The following is a 24,025-nucleotide window of genomic DNA, read 5'->3' on the forward strand; positions in this document are numbered from 1 at the left end:
TGTTTATCGCGTCAACTACTTTTTTGCGATTCGTTTTAAATTTTTTCGTCTCGCTTAACTTCCGCTTTGACTACTTCCATTTAAAACGCCTTACAACCTGCTTCACACCTCTTCGCTTCGCCGACATCCGTCGCTCTGTTTTTCAACTTCGCTTCGTGTGTCGCGTCAGCAGGGGGCGAACTATAGCAACGCCCCATCCACCGCGCAAGTACTTTTTGAAAAATAATCGAAAATAATTTAGAAGGATAGTTTCCCAGCCGCCTACCCTACCCCGCAAAGCCTTGCCCAGCTTGGCGTACAGCGGTATTGGCAAGCTCAGCCAAAAACAAAGAGAAACCGGGCCATCCCTGACGGGACGGCCCGGTTTCTCTTTTACTGCTACAAATGATTCAAATAATTAGCGAATATTGTTCCATTCTGAAGATGCTGCTCAACCTGCCTTGACGGTAAGGTCGCTCTTCACATCCCGCACGCCCTCGATGCCGGCGACCAGCTGCAAGGCATGCTGACCCAGTTCCGCACTGGGCACGGAACCCTTCAGTGTCACCACCCCATCCTTGGTGCTGACCTTGATCTTCATGGAAGAAATCTGCTTGTCCTCCACCAGCGCCGCCTTCACCTTGGCGGTAATGACCGAGTCGTCTATATAAGCGCCTGCCTTCTGGGCAGACGGCGCACTGGCGCTGCCCGCATCCGCGGCGTGGACGGCTGGGGCGGCAGCGGCCATCGTGATGGCGGCTGCCAGCAATCGCGCTGCGAGTGAAGATGTATTCATGGCGTTCTCCTTGTTCAATGGGGTGATCCTGGTATTGCCCAACGCTTCATATATATAGGCAACGCTGGCATACCCTATCGCAAAGGACGTGCCACCCCTTCAACTCCCCAATGAAATCAATGACTTACAGCGGACACCACGGGCCGTCAGGCCATGGATGAGCAAACAAAAACGCCATTTCCGTCGGCCTCGCCCGACAACGTGTATCCCTGCTGCTCGCAAGTCCTTGATTTCAAACGACTCCGTCCTGTCGTTCCAGCACGACGGGCTCTTCCCCTCCCCGGAAGCGGCGCGGGTCCAGGCCATTCTTCTGCAGCAGCCGGTAGAACTCGGTGCGGTTGCGGTCGGCCAGCCGGGCCGCATCGGACACATTGCCATCGGTCAACTTCAACAAGCGCACCAGGTAATCCCGCTCGAACTTCTGCTTGGCCTCGGCATAGCGCAGCAGATCCAGCGTCGGCACGCGCAGGGCGCGCTGGACCAGGGAAGCCGGGATCAGCGGTGCCGTCGACAGCGCACACACCTGCTCCACCACGTTATAAAGCTGGCGCACATTGCCCGGCCAATGGGCCAGGCTCAAGACTTCCAGCGCATCGGGCGCAAACCCGGTCAATCGTTTTGGATACTTGGCGGCAATGGACTTCAAGAAATGATTGGCCAGCAGGGCGATATCCTCGCGCCGCTCTTCCAACGGCGGCAGGCTGAGGGTGACCACATTGAGGCGGTAATACAGGTCCGCGCGGAAGTGGCCTTCGTTCATGGCCACCTCCAGGTCGCGGTGCGTGGCCGAAATCACCCGGACGTCCACCTCGGCGGCCAGGTTGGCGCCGACCTGGCGCACGCTCTTTTCCTGCAGTACCCGCAACAGCTTGACCTGCAAGGCCAGCGGCATATCGCCGATTTCATCGAGAAACAGGGTGCCGCCCTCCGCCGCCTGGAACAAACCTTCACGATGCTCTACAGCGCCCGTAAATGCGCCTTTCACATGGCCGAACAGTTCGGACTCCAGCAACTGCTCCGGAATGGCGCCGCAATTGACGGCAATGAAGGGCTTGTCGGCACGCGGACTGGCGCGATGGATGGCGCGGGCCAGCAATTCCTTGCCGGTGCCGCTGTCGCCGCGGATAAGGATGCTGGCATCGGAGGCCGCCACCAGCCGCGCCTCGGCCAGCAGCTCATCGACGCGCTGGCTGCGGCTGATGATGTCGGCGCGCCAGGCTTCGTCCGGCGCCTCCTGGGCGGGAGCGGACAGGCTCAGCGCCTGGGCCACCTTGTCGAGCAGCACATGCCCGTCAAACGGCTTGGTGAGATAGGCGAACGCGCCCTGGGTGGTGGCCTCGACGGCATCGGGAATGGTGCCGTGCGCGGTGAGGAGGATCACCGGCAAGGCCGGATAACGGCTGCGGATCTCGGCAAACAGCGCCAGCCCATCCATGCCGGGCAGGCGCACATCGGTGATCACCAGCGCCGGCAACGCAATGGCCAGCTGGGCCAGGGCGGCCTCGGCGCTTTCCACGGCCAGGATGCGGTAGCCGCTGGCGTTGAGGCGCAGTGTGAGCAATCGCAACAGGTCGGGATCATCGTCGACCAGCATCAGGGGGGCAGTCTTTCCCATCGGGACTCCAGTTCCAATAAAGGGAACGGGCCCGACCCGATGGCGGCCTCCCCGGTCGTCGGGGAGTGAAATTACTTGCCGCCAGCCGGCAGGGTCCGTTCGATGTTCTTGAGCGCTTCCAGTTTGTCGTTGAGCTGATCGACCTTGCGCTGCGCTTCCTTCAGTTGCACCGAGGACTTCTCGGCACTGTCGGCTACGCGGCGCAGGTCGGAATAATGTCCAACCAACAACTGCACCAGAGGCTTGAGCTTCTCCGCTTCGACGCTGCGATCGGCCATGACGTTCCATAGCTGGGCTTCGGCCTTGGCCAGGTCGATGGCGTCGCGCGTCAGGGACAGCGCCATGGCGCGGCGCACGTTGGTGGCCGGACCGGCCGGATAGGTGTTGATGCGCTGCAGTTCGCGGCCCAGTTCGGCCGGCGTCATCTTGCGCAACTGGACGTTGTAGGCCAGCAGCTCATCGATGTTGCTGGTGGACTGGACCAGCTGGATGGTGGAGGTCGGCGCGGACGGCTGCGGCCCCACGCAGGCGGCCAGCACGAGGGAGCCCACCAGGATCAGGATCTTATTTTTCATCAGGCAACTCGATTCGGAAATGCGCCCCGCCCTCACGCGGGACCAGATAGACCTTGCCGCTGTGCGCCTGCACGTACTCGCGCACCACGGACAGGCCGATACCATTGCCACGGCGGGCACCGGAGGGCTGGTGCAAGCCCTGGTAGAAGGGTTCGAAGATGCGTGCGGCGTCGGTCGGCGCCACGCCCGGCCCCTGGTCCAGGCATTCCACGCGGACCATGCCCGGTGCCTCGGTGAGCAGAAAGCGGATGAAACCGCCCTGGGGGCTGAAGCGCACGGCATTGGACAGCAAATTGGCCAGCACGATGGCCATCTTCTCGGGATCGACCACCACGGTCCGGGCCGCCCCCTCGATCTCCACCTTCAGCTCGCGCGCCAGCCATTGCAGGCGCTGGTCGTCGACGACCTTGTGCAGCAGCGCGCGCAGGTCCACCGGTACGGGATGGATGCGTTGGGCATCGAAGGATACTTCGTTATAGCGCAGCAGGTCCTCGATCTGGGTCTGCAGCGACTGGGTATTCTGGCGCAGGATGCGGGCGATCTCGCGCTGGTTGTCGGTCAGTTGCCCGGCCACGCCGTCATCCAGCAAGGCCGCGCCTTCGCACAGCGCGGCCAGCGGGGTCTTCAATTCATGGGAGACGTGGCGCAGGAAGCGCGACTTCTCAGCCTCCAGGTCGGCCAGGCGCTGACGCAGCCAGTCCAGCTGCTGGCCCAGGCGGCGGATATCGGCCGGGCCGCGCACGTCGATAGGCTGGTCAAAGCGGTTGTCACCCAGCCGGCCGATGGCCTGTTCCAGCCGCGCCATCGGGCGCGACAGCCACAGCCCGAAGCAGAAGGCCAGCAAGACCGCCAGCACGATGGCGCCGACCACCTGGGCGGTGAGTAGCTGGCGTTGCTGCTCCAGCGCCGCCGACAGCGCATTGTTGCGACGATCCACCTCGCGCCGGCTCTCCAGCGCGATGCGTTCGTTGAGTGCGGGCAGGCGCGCGAAGTCCTGGAACAAGCGGGCCTGCTCGCCCTTGTCCTTGCGCGCCTCGCCCTCCAGCACGCCGGCGGCTTCATCCACATACACACCCCACTGGCTGAAGAGCTCGCGCGGCGCCATGGGCAGCGAATCCGACAATTCGCCCACGGCCTGGCGCGCCTGCTCGCGCGCCTCGGTGAAGCGGTCATGGAAGGCAGGGTCATCCAGCACCAGGTACTGGCGCGCACTGCGCTCCATGGCCACGGTGCGCTCGGCCAGGCGCTGTGCGGATTCGGTCAGTTGCACCGCCTGGCGCGCGGTCTCGCGGCTGTTGGCCGACATGCGGTCCAGCGTGAACAGGGCGTGAATGGAGGTGCCGCTCAGGAGCGCGGCAATCAGCAGGAAGGCGGCCAGCAGCAATTGCCGGAACGACAGGCCAAGATAGCCGGGCTTGCGGCCGGCCGGCGACTGGGGCGGATGAGTGTGCTCGATGGCGTTGAACATGCGATTGATCTCGGTCCCACAAGGCTTGCTTGGTTATCCGGATGGCAGCACAGCCCTCCGGCCCGGAACATGCCGACAGGAAACGTCGGCCACGCTGTCGCGGGCACACATTGTAATCATTTGTGGCGCGGCCTGCGATGCGGCCGTATTTCCACACGGCAATCCTGCAGGCGCAGCCGGCCAAGATTTCCGCCGGCGCGCCTGGCTCGCGCCGCCCTCAGTCCTGCGGGCCGAGGAAATCCAGCAGCATCAGCGCGACCACCTTGGTGGCCTTCTTGAGATCATCCAGCGCCAGGTTCTCATCGGCCTGCTTGGCATTGGATTCCATGAGGGTGCGCGGACCGGCACCGAACAGCACCACCGGAATACCGGCCTCGCCATACAGGCGGGCATCGGTATAGAGCGCCGAGCCATTGGTGGTGAGGGTCTCGCCCATGACCTGCCGGGCATTGCGCAGCAGGCTGTCCACCAGCTTCTCGTGTCCGGGCAGCGGGCGCAGCGCGCGCGCCAGCAGCAGGCGACGGATCTCCACGCGGATGCCCGGCAGGCCGGCCACTGCGTCTTCGATCAGCTTGCGCACGCCGGCTTCGACCTGCGCCGGATCTTCCTCGGGAATCATGCGGCGGTCCATCTTCAGCACCACCTTGCCCGGCACCACGTTGGTATTGGTGCCGCCATCGATGCGGCCGACGATCATGGTCGGATGGCTGATGCCGGGGATGGAGGAGCGGATGTCCTTCAATCCCGGCAAGGCGCCATAGATCGCATTGAGGATGGCATTGGCCGCCTGCAGGGCATCATGGCCGGTCTCGGGCATGGAGCCGTGGGTAGCGCGTCCATGCACGGTCACCTCGAACTGCAGGCAGGCATTGTGGGCGGTCACCACGTTGTAGCTGAAGCCGGCTGCCAGCACGTAATCCGGGCGGGTCAGCTTCTGTTCCAGCAGCCAGCCCGGGCCGAGCACGCCGCCGAATTCCTCGTCATAGGTAAAGTGCAGCTCGACGGCACCGCGCAGTGCGGCGCCCAGCGACTCCAGCGCGCGGGTGGCGAAGATGTAGCTGGCGAAGTCGCTCTTGGAGACTGCAGCAGCACGGCCATAGATGCGGCCATCGGCCACTTCGCCGCCATACGGATCATGGGTCCAGCCTTCGCCCGGCGGCACCACGTCGCCGTGGGCGTTGAGCGCCAGAGTCGGGCCGCCGTCGCCATAGGGACGACGCACGATCAGGTTGGTGATGCTCTGCATGCCGTAGTCGCGCACCTGCTCGGCGGGCACTGCGTGCTTCTCGGCCTGCCAGCCCCAGGACTGCACCAGCTCGGCGACCGCATCGGCGTGCGGGGCGTTGTTGCCGGGCGGGGTATCGGTGGGGATGCGGATCAACTGCTGCAGGACCGCGACCTCTTCCTCGAAATGCTGATCGATCCATGCGCACAGGCGCTCCGAGAACTGCTGTTTGGACATGCTTGCCACTCCGTGATCAAAGTCGCCAGCCGCGCTGGCGCAAACCGCCATCATAGCGCAGCCGCCCGGCACATGGCCGCCTCCTGCGTAGTCGCACGTTCCCCGCTATCATTGACCGGCGCTGCCCTGCGGGGCCGCGCGCAGTCCCGGACCTCCAAGACAACCACGACAACAAGCGGCGGCGGCGCCACCGGCGGCCTTGCCTGCCTTGCACCAGCACGCTTGCTACGCCAGAACCCTACGACCCCATGTCATCGCAGCCTTCCACTCCCGGCCCTTCCGATCCCGCCCACCACATCGTCATCGCCGGCGAGGGCTTGCCGCCCGAACAGCGCGGGCGCGCCATCCTGGCGCTGGGCATCGCCGTGGGCCTGGCCACCCTCGATACCGCCATTGCCAACACTGCCCTGCCGGCCATGGCATTGGACCTCAACACCACCCCGGCCGCCTCGGTATGGATCGTCACCGCCTATCAGCTGGCGATGATGGTGGCGTTGCTGCCGCTGGCGGCGCTCGGTGAAATCATCGGCTACCGCCGCATCTATATCTGGGGACTGGTGCTCTTTACCGCCGCCTCGCTGCTGTGCGCGGTGGCCTGGTCACTGCCCACGCTGGTGATGGCGCGTTTCCTGCAGGGACTGGGCGGGGCCGGCATCATGAGCGTCAATACCGCGCTGATCCGCTTCATCTACCCCACCCGCTCGCTCGGGCGTGGCGTGGGCCTGAATACGCTCATCGTGGCCATCGCCTTCACGGTCGGGCCCTCGGTGGCCTCGGGCATCCTCGCCATTGCGCCCTGGCCGTGGCTGTTTGCGGTCAACGTGCCGCTGGGTGTGGCCGCCGTCATCCTGGCCCTGCCCTCGCTGCCGCACACCGCGCTGTCCTCGCACGCCTTCGACCTGCGCAGTGCCGTGCTCAACGCCGCCGCCTTCGGCCTGCTGATCCTGGCCATCGGCGAAGGTGCGCACCAGGCCGAGGCCCAGGTGGTCGGGCTGGAACTGGCCGCCGCCCTGCTCTGCGGACTGTTCCTGCTCAAGCGCGAACTGTCGCACCCGGCACCGATGCTGCCGGTGGACTTGTTCCGCCATCCCATGTTCACGCTCTCGACCATCACCGCCGTGTGTTCCTTCGCGGCACAGGGCCTGGCCTTCGTCTCCCTGCCCTTCTTCTTCCACCATGACCTGGGTCGCAGCCAGGTCGAGATCGGCCTGCTCATGACGCCCTGGCCGGTCGCCGTGGCCATCATGGCGCCGATCGCCGGACGGCTCTCGGACCGCTATCCGGTCGGCATCCTCGGCGGTGTCGGCCTGGCGCTCTTGTGTGCGGGCTTGCTGTCGATGACCTTCATGCCGGCTGCGCCCACCGTTTGGGAGATCAGCTGGCGCATGCTGCTCTGCGGCATGGGATTCGGTTTCTTCCAGTCGCCCAACCTGAAGGCGCTCATGACCAGCGCACCGCCCCACCGCAGCGGCGGCGCCTCCGGCATCGTGGCCACCGCGCGCCTGCTGGGCCAGAGCGTGGGCGCTTCGTTGGTGGCGCTGTGCTTCAACTTGTCAGAGACCCAGGGCTCACGCTTTGCCCTCGGTTTCGGTGCAGCATTTGCCGGCGTGGCCTGCATTGCCAGCTTCCTGCGTTTGCTCACCAGCAACCCTTACGCCCCGCCATCAAAAAAGTAAGTTTTTCTCACCATTCCTCACAGCCACCGTCGCCCGGATTCTCAGGCGGTGGCTGCCTGTCTCGGCAAGACGCCAGTTTTGCAACGATCTTCAGATCAAACATTTTCCGCACATAAACTTCCTCGCGCCGACAGGTAAAAATCCTCGGCAAGACGACGACAAGGCGCGTAAAACCGATGCCATTCTGTTACGATAGCTCGTCAGTCGGAAGATGTTCACGGACCATCCCTGGACCTCTTCCTCCGGAGAACAGGCGTCCATTTCATCAGGGAAATCGAACCGCTTTCAGTACGGAAACCAGCGACAGGCTCAGACCTGAATTCGATATGTTGAAATCCATCGCCTTGACCCAATTACGTTTGGGCATGTACGTCCATTCCATCCCCGGCGGATGGATCAATCATCCTTTCTGGCGCAAATCCTTCAAGATCGAGACGCTGGAAGACCTGCAGACGCTGCGCGAGTGCCCGGTCGAAGAAGTCACCATCGACACGGCCAAGGGCCGCGACATTGCGCCCGAACACGAGATCGACGACGAGGCCGACGAAGACGACGAGGGCGAGCACGATGAAGCCGCCCCTCCCGCCGGGATCGCCATCGCCCACGAGGGCGCCAGCGCCACGGTGGCCGTGCGCAAGCCGGCCACGCGCACCGAGACTGCGGTGGAACGCGAGCGCGCCGCGCGAATCATTTCATCCTCCAAGTCCACCGTGCTCAACATGTTCTCCGAAGCGCGCATGGGCAAGACGGTCGACGTCAAGGATGCGGCCGAACTGGTGACCGAGATCACCTCCTCGGTCTCGCGCAATGCCGATGCCTTGATCAGCCTGGCGCGCCTGAAGACCACCGACGACTACACTTACATGCATTCGGTCGCGGTGTGCGCCATGATGATCTCGCTGGCCAACCAGCTCGGCATGACGCAAGAACAGATCAAGCAGGCCGGCATGGCCGGGCTGCTGCACGATGTGGGCAAGATGGCCGTGCCGCTGGACATCCTCAACAAACCGGCCAAGCTGACCGAAGAGGAATTTGCCTCGGTGCGCTCGCACACCGTGCAGGGCCACGGCATCCTCCAGCAGATCGAGGGCATCGGCGAAGCCGCGCTGGACGTCTCGCTGCACCATCACGAAAAGATCGACGGTAGCGGCTACCCCTTCAACCTCAAGGCCGACAGCATTTCCATCATGGCCAAGATGGGTGCGGTATGCGACGTCTACGACGCCATCACCTCCAACCGTCCCTACAAGGCCGGCTGGGATCCGGCCCGCTCCATCCGCCACATGGCCGCCAGCGCCGGGCACTTCGATCCGATCACCATGGAAGCCTTCGTCAAGGCCATCGGCATCTACCCGACGGGTTCCTGCGTGATCCTGCAATCGGGCCGCCTGGGCGTTGTGGTGGACCAGCGCCCGGAGCACCTGCTCAACCCGCGCATCAAAGTGTTCTACTCCACCACCAGCCGCATGCCGCTCAAGCCGGAAATCATCGACCTGGCCCGGGGCAGCGACAAGATCGTGGCCTATGCCGATCCGGCCAAATGGGGTATCCGCAACGTGCCCGGCATCGACCTGCAGTAAGCGCAGCCTGCACCAGCGCAAACAAGAACGGCGCCCTGGGGCGCCGTTTTCACATCTGCTGCCGATCCGGTCTGGCAGGATCAGTCACGTTGCGCGAAGGCCGCCGTCGAGGCCAGCTCATTCAACAGCGCCACGGTGGAACAGCAGGAAACATCGTAGGGATTGAGCTCACCCGTGACCGAATACTTCAGCAACAGCGAGCGGTTGATCTTGTCCAGGCGGATCTTGCCCATGGTCCAGGAGGAATACTGGCGCTCGTCGATCGATTCATAGGCCAGCAGGATCACGTCCTGGTGGCGGTCATCACGCAGCAGGCGGCCATACAGGCGATTGACCTGGTCACGCCCGCCTTCGAGCACCTGCACGAAGGTCGTGTCGCTGTAGCACAGCACGCCGGTGATGCCCTGCTGCGGATTGCGCTGGCGCGATGCCGCGAGGATGCCCTCGATGGTGTCGTGGGTAATGGTCTCGCGCGAGCGGCTTGCATAGATCAGACGAACCAGCATGATTAACCTCGTTGACGTTGGGAAATCAGCGCCAGGAATTCACGGCGCAGGTTGGCGTCACGCAGGAAGGAGCCGCGCATGACGCTGTTGATCATCTTCGACTCCACATCCTTGACGCCGCGCCAGTGCATGCAGAAGTGATCCGCTTCCATGACGATGGCCAGGCCATCGGGCTGCAGCTTCTGCATCAGCAGGTCAGCGGCCTGGGAGACCGCCTCTTCCTGGATCTGCGGGCGGCTCATGATCCATTCCAGCAGGCGCGCGTACTTGGACAGGCCGATCAGGTTGGAATGCTCATTGGGCATCACACCCACCCACACCTTGCCCATGATCGGGCACAGGTGGTGCGAGCAGGCGCTGCGTACCGTGATCGGGCCCACGATCATCAGTTCGTTCAGGCGCTCGATATTGGGAAACTCGGTCACCGGAGGCGCGGCCTGGTAGCGGCCCTTGAAGACTTCGTTCAAGTACATCTTGGCCACGCGCTTGGCGGTGTCCTGGGTGTTGTGATCGCTCTCGACGTCGATCACCAGGCTCTCCAGCACCGCGGCCAGCTTGGACTGCACTTCGGCCTGCAATTGCTCCAGTTCGCCTTCCTTGATGAAGGCGGCGATATTGTCGTTGGCGTGGAAACGCACGCCGGCCGCCTTGATGCGCTGGCGGATGCGGGACGATACCAGCTGGTCATGCACGCTGGGCGCTGCAATCTCGGCGCTGGGTGCGGCCTGGTTCTTGTCTGTTGCCATGATGGAGGGCAGTCACGCCAAGCGGGACCGCTGAGTTGGGGGTGGCGCCATTATGCACGGAAAAACGCCGACGCATTGAGGGCAAACCAGCGTCAAGCCCGAGTCAAAGCGATCACAACAGCGCGGCTGTGGTGTGCCATCCACGGCGGTGACACGCGGCAGGCGAAATCGGCCGGGCTCACCGGTATTTAATGCTGGTTCGATCCAGCATTAACCTGCGCTTAATGCTGCCAGGCATACGACTTAACCGCCATTGATGATTGTTTGCCGCACTTTACACGGGCCTAACCGCTGCTTACGCCGCCAGCGGCCATCATCCCTGCACGCGCCGCCCGGCATCCAGCCTGGCCGCCATCGGGGGAGCAGCATGACATTCCAGTATCGCCTTGCCGGTGCCTGCGCACTGGCCGCATCGCTATCGGCCCTGCTGTCGGCCTGCAGCAGCCCGGCGCCCATGGTCACCGGGCCCACCAGCGTGCGGCCGGCCTACCAGGTGGCCAACGTGGAAAACAATGGCGCCATCTTCCGCGTCTCCAGCGCCCAGCTGTTCGAGGAACCGACCACCTACAACGTCGGCGACATCATCAAGATCGACATCTCCGAATCCATCAGCAGCAGCAACAAGGCTGCCACCACCAACAGCCGCGACACCACGCTCTCGCAACAGGGACCGGGCTCGGGCGCGCCGCTGGGCGGACTGTTCACGCAACTCTACAACGCCAATTATTCGGCCAGCGGCAGCAATACCTTCAAGGGTTCCGGCGACAGCAGCAATACCAACACCATGAGCGGCACGCTGATGGTCTCCATCGTCGAAGTGCTGCCCAACCGCAACCTGGTGGTGGCCGGCGAAAAGCGCATCGGCGTCAACGGCAACACCAACACCCTGCGCTTCTCGGGCGTGGTGCGCACGCGCGACATCCGCGGCGGCATCGTGGCCTCCTCCAACGTGGCCGATGCGCGCCTGGAACAGGTCGGTGGCGGCTCCATTGCCGACGCCAGCAGCGATGGCAATTTCTTCCGGCGCCTGCTGACCATCTGGTGATCGGATGATCGGGTGAACGGGTGAACGGGTAATGGCGTCGGCGCTGCGCACGCGAAGACGGCCCGCCAGAAACGACAACGGCAAGCCTGGGGCTTGCCGTTGTTCATTGGGCCAGGGATAGCGCAAGGGTGCAATACCACCCCCGGTGTTCAAAATCCGTTGGCCGCACTGCGCATGTTGCCCGGAGAGTTGTCCGCCACCTGCGGGTTGCCGGGGAAGAGCGCATCGACCAGCGGCGCCAGCTTGTCGCCGGCGCTGGCCCACTTGTCCTGGCCGAAGGAACCCAGCCGGTACTGCGCCGTCCCCAGTACGCGTCCCTCGCGGCGCAGGGTCAGCGCGGCATAGGTGAGATAGGGGGTATAGGCATCGGTGAAGACCTTGGTATCCCACTTGACGTAGCCCACATAGCTCAACGTCACCGGGCAGGCCAGGGACTGGGTGCCGGCATCGTAGACGCGGCTTTGCACGCCGTGCTTCTGCAGCTCGCCCTGCAGGCCGGGCACGAAGTCGCTCAGCGCCACCGAACCGTTCCACTCGATGCAGACCTCGTGGATCGGATCCTTGCTGTAGACGATGGGATTCTGGACCGAATTGGGCGTCATCGCGCGCACGCTGGAGGCGGTGGACCCGACCAGTCCCACGGCGTCGACCAGGGCATTGCCGGAAGTGACGATGCAGCCCGACAGCGATGAAGCCAGCAAGGTGGCGATGATGATGGTGCGCATGATGCTCTCCCCGAGCGCAATCCCTTGGCTTTCACGATCCCCGCATGGCGCAGGTGGCCGGGATTGCAGGCTGCCCATCATAGCGGCGCCTGTTGCTGCTTCAGGATCGTTTTACCTTGATTTACGCTGACCCTGCGCACGCTTAACAGGCGTGTACGCGGCGCACCGGCAGACCCGGTGGAAGACTGGCGCAGTGCTGGCACAATAGGCGCCTGTGCCAATTTGTGTGCTGCCTTACAAGGAGACTTCCATGCCCTCGCTCACCCTCCGTTCACTGCTGGCTTCGCTGGCCGCTGTCGCATTCACCGGCCTGCTGCAGCCCGCCCACGCCGACACCCTCAAGTCCGAAACCGAAGTACGCGCCCTGGCCGACAAGGTCATGGCCCAGGCCGGCGCCGGCCGCACCGATGACGCCTACGGCCTGCTCTCCCCTTATGCGCTGGTGGACATCCGCGCCTTCGAGGGGGCGCGCACCAATGCACGCAGCGCGCGCATGGCCATCGAAGCGCTGGTCGGCAATTCGGTCGGCTACGAATTCATCCGCTCTGAAAAAGTGGGGGAATCGCTGCTCAAGCTGACCTATATCGAAAAGACCGAACGCCAGGCCATTCCCTGGATGTTCATCTTCTACAAGGCCCCCGCCGGCTGGGCCGTGAGCAGCTTCAGCAATGGCGCCAACGTGGATGCGCTGTTTGAGCGCTGATCAAGCGCACGGCCTTCAGAATGAGCGCTGCGGTTCCAGGTCGGCGCTGTCGATGGCGCTGGCCACGCCCGAGATCTTGTCGGCGATGATGGCCGAGGAACCGCAGGCCGTGGTCCAGCCATTGGAGCCATGGCCGGCGTTGAGCCACAGGTTGGCGTAGCGGGTGGCGCCGATGAGCGGTGCGCCATCCGGTGTCATCGGGCGCAGTCCGGCCCAGTACTCGACCTTGGCCAGGTCGGCGCCCTGTGGATAAAGATTCTTCAGCGACTTCAGGGCAGTGGCGCAATCGCGCGGGGTCACACGCGTATCCCAGCTGCCGATCTCGGCGGTGCCGGCCGCACGGATGGAATTGCCCATGCGGGTGATGGCAACCTTGTAGTACTCGTCCATGACGCCACTGCGCGGCGCGCTCTTGGGATCGGCCACCGGTACCGTGATGGCATAGCCCTTGACCGGATAGATCGGGAGGTCCAGGCCCAGGGGTTTCAGCATGGGCACTGACGCACTGGCGCAAGCGACCACGTAGGCATCGGCACGCAAGGTGCCGGTGGGCGTGCGCAAGCCGCTGACCTGGCCACCGGCCACCTCGATGGCCTGCACCTCTGTGGACAAGTGGAACTCCACCCCATGGGCCTGCAGCCATCCTGCCAGGGCCCGCGCAAAGAGCGGGCAATTGCCGGTCTCATCCATGGGCAGCAGCAGGCCGCCCTTCAATTCGTGGCGGGCCGCATGCAGGCCCGGATCGAATGCCACGCAGCCATCGGCATCGAGCAGCTCGTAGGGCACACCGGCTTCGGCCAATACCTGGGTCGACAGCCCGGCGTTGTCCAGTCCTTCCTGGGTGCGGAACAATTGCAGGTTGCCGCCGGTGGTCTGTTCGTAGCGGATGTCCAGACGTTCGCGGATCTGCTTGAGCTGGCTGTGGCTGTAGCGCGCCAGGCGCCCCATGCGCGCCTTGTTGACGGCATAGCGCTCGGGCGTGCATTGCGCCAGGAAAGTCTTGAGCCACTTCCACTGGTGCGCATCCAGGCGCGGCGTGAAGCGCAAGGCCGCCTCGATGCCCAGCCAGCTCTGCACCGACCACTTCAGCGACTTGGCCGGCATGCCCGGCGCCGCCCACGGCGTGGCATACGAGGGGCAGACATGGCCGGCATTGCCGACGCTGGTCTCGGCGGCCACCTCGGCGCGACGCTCCACCACAACCACCTCGTGGCCGCGTTCGCGGAGGAAATAAGCAGTGGTGACGCCGACGATGCCGGCGCCCAGCACGATGATGCGCATGGTCTCAGTTCAACTTCCGAAAAATATAAATGATATAAATGATTTAAATTATTTGAATCGTTTGCGCATTACAGGGTGAGTCCGCCATCCACATGCCACACCTGTCCGGTGACGTAGGAAGCGGCCGGGCTCAGGAGGAAGGCGATCACGTTGGCGATCTCTTGCGGCTGTCCCAGGCGCTGCAGCGGGATACGCGCCAGCGCCGCCTGCCAGGCGGCCGGGTCGATGGCCGACTTGGCCGGGTCACTTTTCTGAACGTAGCCGGGCGCTACCGCGTTGACCGTCACGCCGGCCGCGGCCACCTGCACCGCCAGCGATTTCACCAGCGCCTCGATGCCGGCCTTGGCCGCTGCCGACGCCGGAAAGCCCGATTCGCCCAGGCGGAACACATGCGCCACGAACGAGCTCACCGCCACCACGCGGCCCTGCCCGCTGGCCTCCAACGGCGCGCGGCAGGCGGTGATCAGGCGGAAGAAGCCACCCAGGAGCGCATCGAGCGAGCGCGACCAGTCCGCATCAGCGAGTTCGCCGATGCGCTTGCGATCGGCAAAGCCGGCATTGGCCACCAGCGCATCGAGCCTGCCGTAGTGCGTGAGCGCCGTGTCGCGCAACTGCGCTGCGGTGTGCGGATCGGCCAGGTCGCCCAGCGCCAGCGTACACTGTGCGCCCTGCGCGCGGCATTGCTGCGCCACCGCCTGCAGCTCCGGCGACTCGGTGCGGGCATGCAGGACCAGGGCGGCATCGGGTGAGGCCACGCTCAAGGCCACCGCCGCACCGATGCCGCGCGCGGCACCGGTGATGAGGATGACACGCCCGCAATGGGGTGGAGTGGCAGCAGGAAGGGAAGGAAAAGGGGACGGGTTCATGATCCAAAAGGTGAAACAGCGCGTTCCCGCTGACCGGGAATTTGGCAAAACACTTCACTTGCGCAATCCCGTCATTTTAGCCAAAGCCCGCATCTACGGGGGTTCCCGGCGCATGATGAGACGTTTTGTTCAGTTCGTGCTCCAGGCGTTCTCCTTTACAATGGCCGGGTTCGCGGCACGCCGCAGCGTCGGTTGCAATCGCTTGCAATCCATGCGCGGGCAGTTCTTCCCATGTCCTCCCTCCTCCCGGCACCCGGCGCGCAAGTGTCCCGGATGAACAGGGCATGGTTCGTGCATGCGCAGCACACCCTGCCCTCCCCGGGCTCATGCAATTGGCAACCAAGGAAAATCGCAGATGTATCAATGGGACTTCGGCTCGCTCTGGCAATTCAGGAGCATCATCGGAATCGGCTTCGTCTATACCCTCTCCTACACCGTGGCCTGTATTGCGCTGGGCCTCCTGGTGGGCCTGGTGGTCGGCCTGGGCCGGCTGTCGTCGAACCCCTTCATCTCCGGCCCGCTGCGCGCCTTCGTCGAAGTGTTCCGCTGCACGCCGGTGCTGGTGCAGCTGGTGTGGTTCTACTATGCGCTGCCGGTGCTGCTGGGCATCGAGATGTCGGCCGGCACGGCGGCCATGCTGTCGCTGGCGCTCTATGGCGGTGCCTTCTATTCCGAGATCATTCGCGGCGGCATCGTCTCCATCGATGTCGGCCAGTCCGAAGCGGGCTGGGCACTGGGCATGACGCGTTTCCAGCTGATGAAGCGCGTGATCCTGCCGCAGGCCTTCAAGCGCATGACACCGCCGCTGGTGAACCAGTCCATCATGCAGTTGAAGAACACCTCGCTGCTGTCGGTGCTGGCCGTGCCGGACCTGCTCTACCAGGGCCAGATCATCGCCCACGAAACCTATCGTCCGCTGGAGATCTACACCCTGGTGGCCATCATCTACTTCGTGATCCTGCTGCCGGCCACCATCTGGGCCAAGCGCCTGGAAAACCGCCTGTCGGTCCAGCACGGTTGAGGAGATCACGATGAACAACCAACACTCGGACGCGATGATCCAGATCAGCAATCTCAAGAAGGCCTTTGGCGAGCACGTGGTGCTCAAGGACATTTCCATCGCCGTGCCCCGTGGCAGCGTCGTGGCCATGATCGGTCCCTCGGGCTCGGGCAAGTCCACGCTGCTGCGCTGCCTGAACCTGCTGACCGTGCCTGACCTGGGCACGGTGCGCATCGGCGAGCGCCACTTCGAATTCAGCGGGCGCAAGTCGCGCCTGCCCAAGGACCGCGAGCTGGCCGCCTTCCGGGCGCGCACCGGCATGGTGTTCCAGCACTTCAACCTGTTCCCGCACATGACGGCCGTGGAAAACGTGATGGAAGGCATGGTCACCGTGCTGCGCACGCCCAAGGCCGAAGCGCGCGCCAAGGCCATGGCGCTGCTGCAGAAGGTGGGCCTGTCGGACCGCGCCGACATGTATCCACAGAAGCTCTCCGGTGGCCAGAAGCAGCGCATCGCCATCGCCCGCGCGCTGGCCATGCAGCCGGACGTGATGCTGTTCGATGAAGCAACCTCGGCGCTGGACCCGGAGCTGGTCGGCGAAGTGCTCAACGTGATCCGCGGCCTGGCCGCCGATGGCATGACCATGATCCTGGTCACGCACGAGATCGCCTTCGCCCGTGAAGTGGCGGACCAGGTGGTGTTCATGCGCGATGGCGTGGTGGTCGAAGCCGGCCCGCCGTCGCAGGTGATCGACAATCCGCGGGAGGCCGCGACGCAGGCTTTCCTGGCCCGTTTCAATGCCTGACCGGGAGCGATGGACATCGCATTGAACCCGGGCTGACAGCAGCATTTCAGCCGGACGAAAAATTGGCGCGCAGATTTCCCTGCGCGCCATTTTTTTTACCGGACTCAGCTGCAGGCCTTACCGGAGATGGTGCACCTCCTGCAAGCCATACACCGGTGTCGCAATGCCCTCCATGCGCGCCTTCAACTGCAGCGCCAGATACAGCGAATAGTGGCGCGACTGGTGCAGGTTGCCGCCATGGAACCACAGCGCTGGTTGCTGCGTGGGCTTCCACATGTTGCGCTGCTCGCCTTCCCAGGGTCCCGGATCCTTGGTGGTAGCCGATCCCAGTCCCCAGCACTTGCCGACCTTGTCGGCCACCTCGTGCGAGATCAGGTCGGCAGCCCAGCCATTCATGGAGCCGTAACCGGTGGCATAGACGATCACGTCGGCCGGCAATTCACTGCCATCGGAGAGCAGGATGGAGTGCGCGCGGATCTCCTTGACGTCGACGCCGCTCTTGAGGCGGATCTTGCCGTCGGCGATCAGCTCGGAGGCACCCACGTCAATGTAGTAGCCGGAGCCGCGCCGCAGGTATTTCATGAACAGGCCCGAATCGTCGTCGCCGAAATCGAGCAGGAAGCCGGCCTCTTCGAGCCGCCGGTAGAAGTCCGCATCGCGCTCGCGGATCTTGTCGAACACCTGCTTCTGCATGGACGGCAAGACCTTGTAGGGGATCGACGCAAACAGCAGGTCGGCCTTGCCGGTCGTGAGGCCGCTGGCCACCGCGCGCTCCGAATAGAGATCACCGAGGGCCAGTTCCATCAACGAATCGGACTTGACGATGTGGGTGGACGAACGCTGCAGCATGGTCACGTCCACGCCGTTCTCCCAGAGTGCCGCGCAGATGTCGTGTGCCGAATTGTTGGAGCCGACCACCACCACCTTCTTGCCGCGATAAGGATCGGGGCCGGGATGGCGCGAGGAGTGATGCTGATCGCCTTGGAAATTTTCCGCTCCGGGAAACTGCGGCACATTGGGCTTGCCCGACATGCCGGTGGCCAGCACCAGCTGGGTCGGCTGCAGCACGACTTCCCGGCCTTCGCGCTCGACCACGACGGTCCACTTCTGCGTGCTCTCGTCGAAGCTGGCGGACTTGCAGACGGTGGAACCCCAGTAGTTCAGCTCCATCACCTTGGCATACATCTCCAGCCAGTCGCCGATCTTGTCCTTGGGCGCGAAGACGGGCCAGTTCTCGGGGAAGGGAATGTAGGGCAGATGGTCGTACCACACCGGATCATGCAGGCACAGCGACTTGTAGCGCTTGCGCCAGCTGTCGCCGGCGCGCGCGTTGCGTTCGATGATGATGGTGGGCACACCCAGCTGGCGCAGCCGCGCACCCAGCGCAATGCCGCCCTGCCCGCCGCCGATGATGAGGCAGTACGGTTGCTGCTGGTAGCCCAGTTCGCGCGCCTCCGCTTCGCGCTCTTCCTTCCAGGTACGGCGCTGCGTATGCACGCCATGCACCGCCCCGCGCGGGCGGTTCACGCCCTTGGGCTCTTCGTGGCCCTTCAGTTCGGCGGCGGTGGTCAGCAGGGTCCAGATCTTGCCGTCGCGCAGGCGCAGGTAGCCCTTGCCGCGGGCGATGCCGGTCTCCAGCAGGATCCAGCCCTGGGTCACGCCATCGGCTTGCGATGGCGTCTCATCCGGATCCAGGCGCAGCTGTATCGGTCCCAGCTGCGGCACTTGCGATTGCAGCATGGCGCGGATCTGCTCGCGACCTTCCAGGGTCTTGATGTTCCAGGTGAAGGCGATCAGGTCGCGCCAGTAGCCATCCTCCTCGAACAGGGCGGCGGCCTTGGCGGCATTGCCTTCGCGCAGGGCGGCCTGCAGGGTTTCCAGCGTGTGGGCGATGGACTGGCTGGGGGTTTCTTCGGGCATGACAAGTCTCCTCTATCTCGACAATAGATCTCGTGGTTGGATGGGGGTGGCGGTTCTTTGACCGCCTGGGTGAAGCCTGCAGCGCTAACGTCGATGCGGCGGCAGGATGCGGTAGCGCGCCATGCGCCGGTACAGCGTGGCGCGTGACATGCCCAGCAATTGGGCGGCGTGCGGCGCACGCCATTTGCATTCGGTCAGGGCGGCGACGATCTGGTCGCGCTCCTGGCGTTCATCGGCCTGGATGGCCTGGCTCTCGCTGCCCGCTGGCGCCTGCGTCCCGGCTGCATGCGCGCGGGCCGGACGCACCGCACGCGAGACCGGTGCGCGGACCCGGCCATAGAGCGTGGCACCGCCATGCAGGCGCAGCAGGTGCAAGCCTTGCAGGGCACGGCTGTCGAGCAGGCCTTCGAAGTGCAGGTCGAAGATCTCGCCCATGGGGCGCGGCAGTTGCTGCAATCCCGCAATGCATTCGCGCGCCCGGCGATTGGCGGCGATGATGTTGCCAAGGGCATCGAAGGCGATGAGGATTTCCGGTTGCGCTTCCACATAATGGCGGCTGCGGTGCACCAGCAGCACCCAGGCGCAGGCCATCGCATTGAGGAAATAGCCGTCCTCGATCAGGGTGGCACTTTGCAGGACGATGCGGTTGACCAGGTTCTGGCTGTCGCGTGCATCGGGCGAGCGTATCGCCGAGGCATCGAGGACGCCGATCAGCTCGCCCGACGGTGAGAAGATGGGCGCGGCGCTGCAGGTCAGCGTGGTGAAGGCGGCGCGGAAGTGATCGCTCTTGTGGACCGTGATCGGCAAGGCGTCCTGCAGCACGGCGGCCACCCCGCAGGTTCCCTCTTCGCTCTCGGACCAGCAGGAGCCGAGGTAGAGACCGGCGCGCTTGAAGTCATGCCGGCGCTCGCGGTCCACGCGATAGTCGATGGTGGTACCGCCGGCATTGGTGAGCATCACGCAGTAATCGGCTTCGCGCACGGTCTGGTGCAGCATCGACAGGCATTGGCCGGATGCCCGCAGGAAATCTTCCTCGCCCTGCTGTACCTGGCGCAGCTCGCCCGAGCTCAGCACGCGCGGGCCGCGCATGTCGGCCGGGTCCAGGTGGTGCTGGTCCAGCGACCGCAGGTAGGATGAGCTCAGCCGTTGCAGGTAGGGACTGGCGGCAGGATCAGGCTGGCCGTCGAGCAGGCGGCGCACGCGGTCGAGATGGCTGACTTTCGCAACGAAGGGCATGGGGGGGCTCCTGGCTGGACGATACTGCGCAGATCCCTTGGCATCAATGCGGACCAGGGCGCAGACGACGGTGAAGCGATGGGTGATGTTGTAGCACAGCGTGCGCGGGGAGTTGTCCTGCGGCGCAGCATCGGGGGATGGTGAGACGCTTGTCTCAAGGAGCGACGGGGCCAATCGCCCAGGTGTCGATGGCGGGATGGCGACAGCGGCTTGTCGCATGGATGGCCGCTCCCGCAGGCCCGGTTTCGCCAATCACCGGGCGAGAGAGACGCCGCAGAAAATCGAGACTCTCCTGCAAAAATTCGTCATGGCCTCGACTTCGGAGAGGGCATCTGGCAACTTCGCGGCTCTCCCCTTTCCCCTGACTGGAGGTTCACCGTGCCTACCGCAGCCATCGCTCCCCACGTACTTGAGTCCACTGCGAAAAACAAGCAAGCCATCGCGGCCGAGCCCCGGTCGCAATCCCCTTCACCAGCCAGTCGTGGTGTCCCTTCAGGATCCATCCTTGCACTCAAGGGGTGCGTACGGTCGCCGCAGCGTACCGTGTCCCTGGAGGAAATGGAGCGCGCCATCACCCAACGAGGCGGGGCAGCGCGATGATCGGATTGGATACCAATGTGCTGGCCCGCTACTTCGCCCAAGACCATCCGCTGCAGTCAGCGCAAGCCACGACACTGATCGAATCGCTGGACGAACAGCATCCGGGCTTCCTCTCCCAGATCGCCCTGGCAGAATTGGTATGGGTGCTGGATGCTGCCTACAAGGTGCGCAAACCCCAATTGGTGCGCATCATCGAGAGGCTCCTGCTGGCGCCTGAAATCATTGTGGAAAACGCCGAAAGCGCATTGCAGGCTCTGCACCGCTTCGCTGAATCAACAGCAGGATTTGCGGATTGCCTGATCGAACGCAACGGCTACCAGGCTGGATGCAGCGATACGCTGACCTTTGATCGCAAGGCCGCCAGAACCGCCGGCATGCGTTTGCTGGGCAACTGAATTCTGCCCACAAGCGCCCTCCGACCCGCCAATAAAAAACCCGCACTGGCAATGCCGTGCGGGTTTTCCTTGCTTGCAGCGGGGCCGATCGGGCCAACCGCCATTACAGCGGAATCTGCGCCGGCACATCCTCAGGCTTCACCCCGGAGAGCTTCTGCAGGTTGCCCAGCACGGTCGGCTTGATCTTGCCGGCAGCGCGCTCTGCGACGATCCACTTGTTGATGGTCTCGACCCAGGCCTTGTCCTCTTCCTTGGGCACGCCGATGTTGGTGGAGGTTGCTTCCAGCGGCTGCGGTACGGTCATCTTGCCCAGCGAAGGATTCTTCTTGAGGATGTTCAGGGCCAGCAGCCACACCAGCACCTGCGCATCGACACGGCCGGTCTGCAGCGCCAGGGTGGCATCGTCGGCCTTTTCCAGGCGCACGATGGTGGCGTTGGGACAGACGCGGCTGATCATCTGGTCGTGCGAGGAACCGATGTCCACGGCGATCTTCACTTCCGGCTTGTTCAGGTCGGCCCAGGTCTTGAATTCCTTCTTGGAGACGATCGTGAAGGCATTGAGGAACAGTGGCTCGGTGAAGCCGATCACCTCGCGGCGCGCCGGGGTCGGGTTCATGCCGAAGAACAGGTCGATCTTGTGCGTCTGCAGGTCCAGCACCGAGTTGCCCCAGGTGGTCTCGGTGATGTCCAGTTTCACGTTCAGGCTGGCCGCCAGGCTCTTGGCGAAATCGATCATGAAGCCGCCCCACTCGCCGCTGGCCAGGTCCTTGTTGTAGTACGGTGCGGCACCGCGCACGGCACCGATGCGCAGGGTCTTGGTCCGCTGCACGCGGGCCAGGGTCGGTTCCGTGGAGCCGGTCGCAGCGGCGGCCTGGGCGAAGACATTGGGGATGGCAGTAGCGGCGGCAAGGCCGGCCACGCCGGTGATGAAACTGCGACGGTTGGTCATTCTCGGTTCTCCCTGATTTGGCGGATGGCGCCGCTGCACTGTGATCGGCAGCATGGCACACGTGGTCTGCAGCCCGGCCCGAGCCGGACGGCGTCAATGATTTTAGCCCAGCCGCCAGCGGCTCGCGCAGGCAAATACCAGGCACGGGGAGCCGCATGCCCTTGCCTCCCAGCAGGCAGGAAATTATTTACTGTTCACGTGAAGTAGCGTCGCCCCGACACGCCTGTACGAAAATTGACAGCTGCCCCTCTTTAACGAGCCTCATTGAAGATTTTTTTACAGCCACGCCATCCGGGTAAAACCGGGTAAGCCACCTCCAACGGCGGCCAGGCTGCGCGTAGGCTTGCGCTGTCGCATTGATGCCGCAGGGCAATTCTGCCGACGGCACGCGTCACGAGCACAACGGGGGATCTCATGCGCACTCAACTTCATCATCATCGCCGTCGGGGCAGCCTGGTCGCCGCCTGCCTCGGAGCCGCCGCCCTGGGTGGCTGCGCCAACTTCAGCGAAGTCAGCGCTGGCCGCGACGATCTCTACACGGTCTCGGCCACGGGGGTGAGCTACACCATGTCGATCCCTGCCCTGACCTCGGCAGCCCGCGAAAAAGCCACCGCCTTCTGCGGCAAGCAGCAGATGCAGGCCGACCTGCGCCAGCTCATCCGTGGCTGGCGACCGATGCAGGTCGAGTTGATTTTCCGCTGCCAGCCTGCGGGAACGAGCCTGCAGGCGCTGCTGGACTGAACGCGCAGGTCAGGCCGCCGGCAGATCGCGCGCCCGCAGCGGCTGCCCATCCGCATCAAAGCCATCGGCCAGGCGCACAGCGGTCACGCCCAGCGAGGCCACCGCATCGGCGGCATCGAACAGCACCGCCTGCAGATCGCCCTCGACCAGATGTTCAGAGCGCGCCAGCGTGGCTTGCGCATTGCGCAGCACGACCTGCAGGGTGGTCTCGTCGTCCTCGTCCACCAGCGCGAGGAAGGCGCTGGCCTCAGTTGCCTGCGCACCGGATTGCGCCAGGCCGGCCTCCAGTTCGGAGAGCATCTGCAAGGTGCGGTATTCGCCATTGCCGGTGTGCTTGGCCCCATGGAACAGATCCTGGTACAGGAAGTGCAACTGGCACTGCGCAACCTCGCCGGATTGCCCGGTCAGGCATTGCTGCATCAATGGCGTGATCTCTTCGCTCCACTGGCGGAAGCGCTGCGCGCGTGCTTCGAAGTAAGCATCGGCGGCGGCTTCCTCCTGCGGAATCGCGTAGAAGGGATCATCCACATCCTTGAGCGAAAAACCCAGCAGGAAGCGCAGTTCCAGCGCCTCATCGTCGGGGGCGAAATGGCTGGCCGGCCAGCCGCGCATGCTGCGCTCGATGGCCGGCACGCTCAGGATCTTCTTGTCGGTCAGCGAGGCGAAGGCATCGCGGTTCATGGCCTCCACTTCACTGAAGCTCAAGGCGTTGATCTCTTCCGGGTGGTAGAGGTGGTGCACCAGCACCACGCGCGCCTTGGGGCTTTCCAGTCCGGCCTTCTGGATGCTCTCGCGCAGTGTGTCGAAGGCATCGCCATCGGCCAGGGCCTGCTCCTCGCGCAGGCCACCGCGTGTACGGGCCAGCAAGGGGATCAGGAAGGCATTGATTTCCAGCTCCTTCTCGCCCCGGCGCAGCACGATGATGTCGGCGCCCTCTTCCACCACTTCACGCAGGAAGCCATGGCCGCGCGGATCGTCGTAGCGCAGCTGTTCCAGCGCTTCATAGAGGGTGTCGTCATCGCGCTCGCGCAGGGTATTGCGCACCATGCGTTCCAGTTCATCCTGGCCGACACGGCGGCCTGCACGGTCCGGCGCATCGGCGGCCACGGCACTGGCCAGCGCCACCATCTGCTGCACGCGCAGTTCATCTTCATCCAGGCTCTGCGAGGCAGCATGCGCCTGGTGCTGGCGACGGCGGGCGGCTTCAGTGGAGACGTGGGTCTTGGGCTTGTCGCGTGCCGGGCCGGCGGGAGCGGGCTTGGGGCCCGCCTTCGCGGCTGGCTTGGCGTGGCCGGGGGCGGCTTTCTTGGGGCCGGGGGAATGTGGTTTGCCGGAGGGGCGTTTGGCTTGATTCAT

General features: G+C 64.3%; 22 protein-coding genes. 8 read left to right on the forward strand and 14 right to left on the reverse strand.

Going from position 1 to position 24,025, the window contains the following annotated elements; genetic code table 11:
* Window positions 1-430: 430 nt before the first annotated feature.
* From CEJ45_RS20350 to CEJ45_RS20370, 5 genes are all read right to left on the reverse strand, one after another.
* Entirely contained in the window at window positions 431-775 is a 345-nt protein-coding gene (locus CEJ45_RS20350) for a BON domain-containing protein (protein ID WP_088756973.1), read from the reverse strand.
* A gap of 232 nt (window positions 776-1,007) precedes the next feature.
* On the reverse strand, window positions 1,008-2,390 hold the full coding sequence (locus CEJ45_RS20355; RefSeq protein WP_088756902.1) for a sigma 54-interacting transcriptional regulator: 1,383 nt from the start codon (window positions 2,388-2,390) through the stop codon (window positions 1,008-1,010).
* A 71-nt stretch (window positions 2,391-2,461) separates the two neighbouring features.
* Window positions 2,462-2,965: a hypothetical protein gene (locus CEJ45_RS20360; protein WP_088756903.1), complete on the reverse strand. Its 504-nt coding sequence runs from the start codon at window positions 2,963-2,965 to the stop codon at window positions 2,462-2,464.
* The gene (locus CEJ45_RS20365; protein WP_088756904.1) at window positions 2,955-4,433 is read right to left on the reverse strand and encodes a HAMP domain-containing sensor histidine kinase; all 1,479 of its coding nucleotides are present in this window, start codon (window positions 4,431-4,433) and stop codon (window positions 2,955-2,957) included. Before CEJ45_RS20365 ends, CEJ45_RS20360 begins: the two co-directional genes overlap by 11 nt.
* Window positions 4,434-4,650: 217 nt before the next feature.
* Window positions 4,651-5,895, reverse strand: coding sequence for an ArgE/DapE family deacylase (locus CEJ45_RS20370; protein WP_088756905.1), 1,245 nt, complete (start codon window positions 5,893-5,895; stop codon window positions 4,651-4,653).
* Window positions 5,896-6,143: 248 nt separating this feature from the next.
* Here CEJ45_RS20370 and CEJ45_RS20375 point away from each other — a divergent pair, with 248 nt between their 5' ends.
* Entirely contained in the window at window positions 6,144-7,571 is a 1,428-nt protein-coding gene (locus tag CEJ45_RS20375) for an MFS transporter (protein ID WP_088756906.1), read from the forward strand.
* A gap of 326 nt (window positions 7,572-7,897) precedes the next feature.
* Complete coding sequence (locus CEJ45_RS20380; protein ID WP_088756907.1) at window positions 7,898-9,151, forward strand: HD-GYP domain-containing protein; 1,254 nt, start codon at window positions 7,898-7,900, stop codon at window positions 9,149-9,151.
* Window positions 9,152-9,231: 80 nt separating this feature from the next.
* On the opposite strand, the gene CEJ45_RS20385 is transcribed toward CEJ45_RS20380, so the two are convergent.
* Window positions 9,232-9,657, reverse strand: coding sequence for a BLUF domain-containing protein (locus CEJ45_RS20385; protein WP_088756908.1), 426 nt, complete (start codon window positions 9,655-9,657; stop codon window positions 9,232-9,234).
* A 2-nt stretch (window positions 9,658-9,659) separates the two neighbouring features.
* A complete protein-coding gene (gene folE / locus CEJ45_RS20390) occupies window positions 9,660-10,403 on the reverse strand; it encodes a GTP cyclohydrolase I (protein WP_088756909.1) in 744 nt (247 codons plus the stop codon).
* Between the two features lie 367 nt (window positions 10,404-10,770).
* On the opposite strand from folE, the gene CEJ45_RS20395 reads away from it, so the two are divergent.
* Window positions 10,771-11,448: a flagellar basal body L-ring protein FlgH gene (locus CEJ45_RS20395; RefSeq protein WP_088756910.1), complete on the forward strand. Its 678-nt coding sequence runs from the start codon at window positions 10,771-10,773 to the stop codon at window positions 11,446-11,448.
* Between the two features lie 149 nt (window positions 11,449-11,597).
* Here the strand turns inward: CEJ45_RS20395 and CEJ45_RS20400 are convergent, their stop codons facing one another.
* Entirely contained in the window at window positions 11,598-12,173 is a 576-nt protein-coding gene (locus tag CEJ45_RS20400; RefSeq protein ID WP_088756911.1) for a cell division protein FtsI, read from the reverse strand.
* A 250-nt stretch (window positions 12,174-12,423) separates the two neighbouring features.
* On the opposite strand from CEJ45_RS20400, the gene CEJ45_RS20405 reads away from it, so the two are divergent.
* The gene (locus tag CEJ45_RS20405) at window positions 12,424-12,876 is read left to right on the forward strand and encodes a hypothetical protein (RefSeq protein WP_088756912.1); all 453 of its coding nucleotides are present in this window, start codon (window positions 12,424-12,426) and stop codon (window positions 12,874-12,876) included.
* A gap of 15 nt (window positions 12,877-12,891) precedes the next feature.
* On the opposite strand, the gene CEJ45_RS20410 is transcribed toward CEJ45_RS20405, so the two are convergent.
* Window positions 12,892-14,157: a D-amino acid dehydrogenase gene (locus tag CEJ45_RS20410; protein WP_088756913.1), complete on the reverse strand. Its 1,266-nt coding sequence runs from the start codon at window positions 14,155-14,157 to the stop codon at window positions 12,892-12,894.
* A 68-nt stretch (window positions 14,158-14,225) separates the two neighbouring features.
* Complete coding sequence (locus CEJ45_RS20415) at window positions 14,226-15,023, reverse strand: SDR family NAD(P)-dependent oxidoreductase (protein ID WP_088756914.1); 798 nt, start codon at window positions 15,021-15,023, stop codon at window positions 14,226-14,228.
* Window positions 15,024-15,378: 355 nt separating this feature from the next.
* Between CEJ45_RS20415 and CEJ45_RS20425 the strand changes: the two genes are divergently transcribed.
* The gene (locus CEJ45_RS20425) at window positions 15,379-16,044 is read left to right on the forward strand and encodes an amino acid ABC transporter permease (protein WP_008333808.1); all 666 of its coding nucleotides are present in this window, start codon (window positions 15,379-15,381) and stop codon (window positions 16,042-16,044) included.
* Window positions 16,045-16,054: 10 nt separating this feature from the next.
* The gene (locus tag CEJ45_RS20430) at window positions 16,055-16,828 is read left to right on the forward strand and encodes an amino acid ABC transporter ATP-binding protein (RefSeq protein ID WP_088756916.1); all 774 of its coding nucleotides are present in this window, start codon (window positions 16,055-16,057) and stop codon (window positions 16,826-16,828) included.
* A gap of 117 nt (window positions 16,829-16,945) precedes the next feature.
* On the opposite strand, the gene CEJ45_RS20435 is transcribed toward CEJ45_RS20430, so the two are convergent.
* Both CEJ45_RS20435 and CEJ45_RS20440 read right to left on the reverse strand, forming a co-directional pair.
* Entirely contained in the window at window positions 16,946-18,748 is a 1,803-nt protein-coding gene (locus tag CEJ45_RS20435; protein WP_088756917.1) for an NAD(P)/FAD-dependent oxidoreductase, read from the reverse strand.
* Between the two features lie 84 nt (window positions 18,749-18,832).
* Window positions 18,833-19,984 carry a sigma-54-dependent Fis family transcriptional regulator gene (locus tag CEJ45_RS20440; protein ID WP_088756918.1) on the reverse strand — a complete coding sequence of 384 codons (1,152 nt, stop codon included), beginning with the start codon at window positions 19,982-19,984 and terminating at the stop codon, window positions 18,833-18,835.
* A gap of 617 nt (window positions 19,985-20,601) precedes the next feature.
* On the opposite strand from CEJ45_RS20440, the gene CEJ45_RS20445 reads away from it, so the two are divergent.
* Window positions 20,602-20,979 carry a PIN domain-containing protein gene (locus tag CEJ45_RS20445; protein ID WP_338152878.1) on the forward strand — a complete coding sequence of 126 codons (378 nt, stop codon included), beginning with the start codon at window positions 20,602-20,604 and terminating at the stop codon, window positions 20,977-20,979.
* A gap of 103 nt (window positions 20,980-21,082) precedes the next feature.
* Here the strand turns inward: CEJ45_RS20445 and CEJ45_RS20450 are convergent, their stop codons facing one another.
* On the reverse strand, window positions 21,083-21,928 hold the full coding sequence (locus CEJ45_RS20450) for a transporter substrate-binding domain-containing protein (RefSeq protein ID WP_088756920.1): 846 nt from the start codon (window positions 21,926-21,928) through the stop codon (window positions 21,083-21,085).
* A gap of 414 nt (window positions 21,929-22,342) precedes the next feature.
* Here CEJ45_RS20450 and CEJ45_RS20455 point away from each other — a divergent pair, with 414 nt between their 5' ends.
* On the forward strand, window positions 22,343-22,669 hold the full coding sequence (locus CEJ45_RS20455; protein WP_088756921.1) for a hypothetical protein: 327 nt from the start codon (window positions 22,343-22,345) through the stop codon (window positions 22,667-22,669).
* A gap of 9 nt (window positions 22,670-22,678) precedes the next feature.
* On the opposite strand, the gene CEJ45_RS20460 is transcribed toward CEJ45_RS20455, so the two are convergent.
* A complete protein-coding gene (locus CEJ45_RS20460) occupies window positions 22,679-24,025 on the reverse strand; it encodes a DUF2863 family protein (RefSeq protein ID WP_088756922.1) in 1,347 nt (448 codons plus the stop codon).

It is taken from the genome of Herbaspirillum aquaticum, assembly GCF_002213425.1.
GTDB classification, from domain to species: Bacteria; Pseudomonadota; Gammaproteobacteria; order Burkholderiales; family Burkholderiaceae_D; genus Herbaspirillum; species Herbaspirillum aquaticum.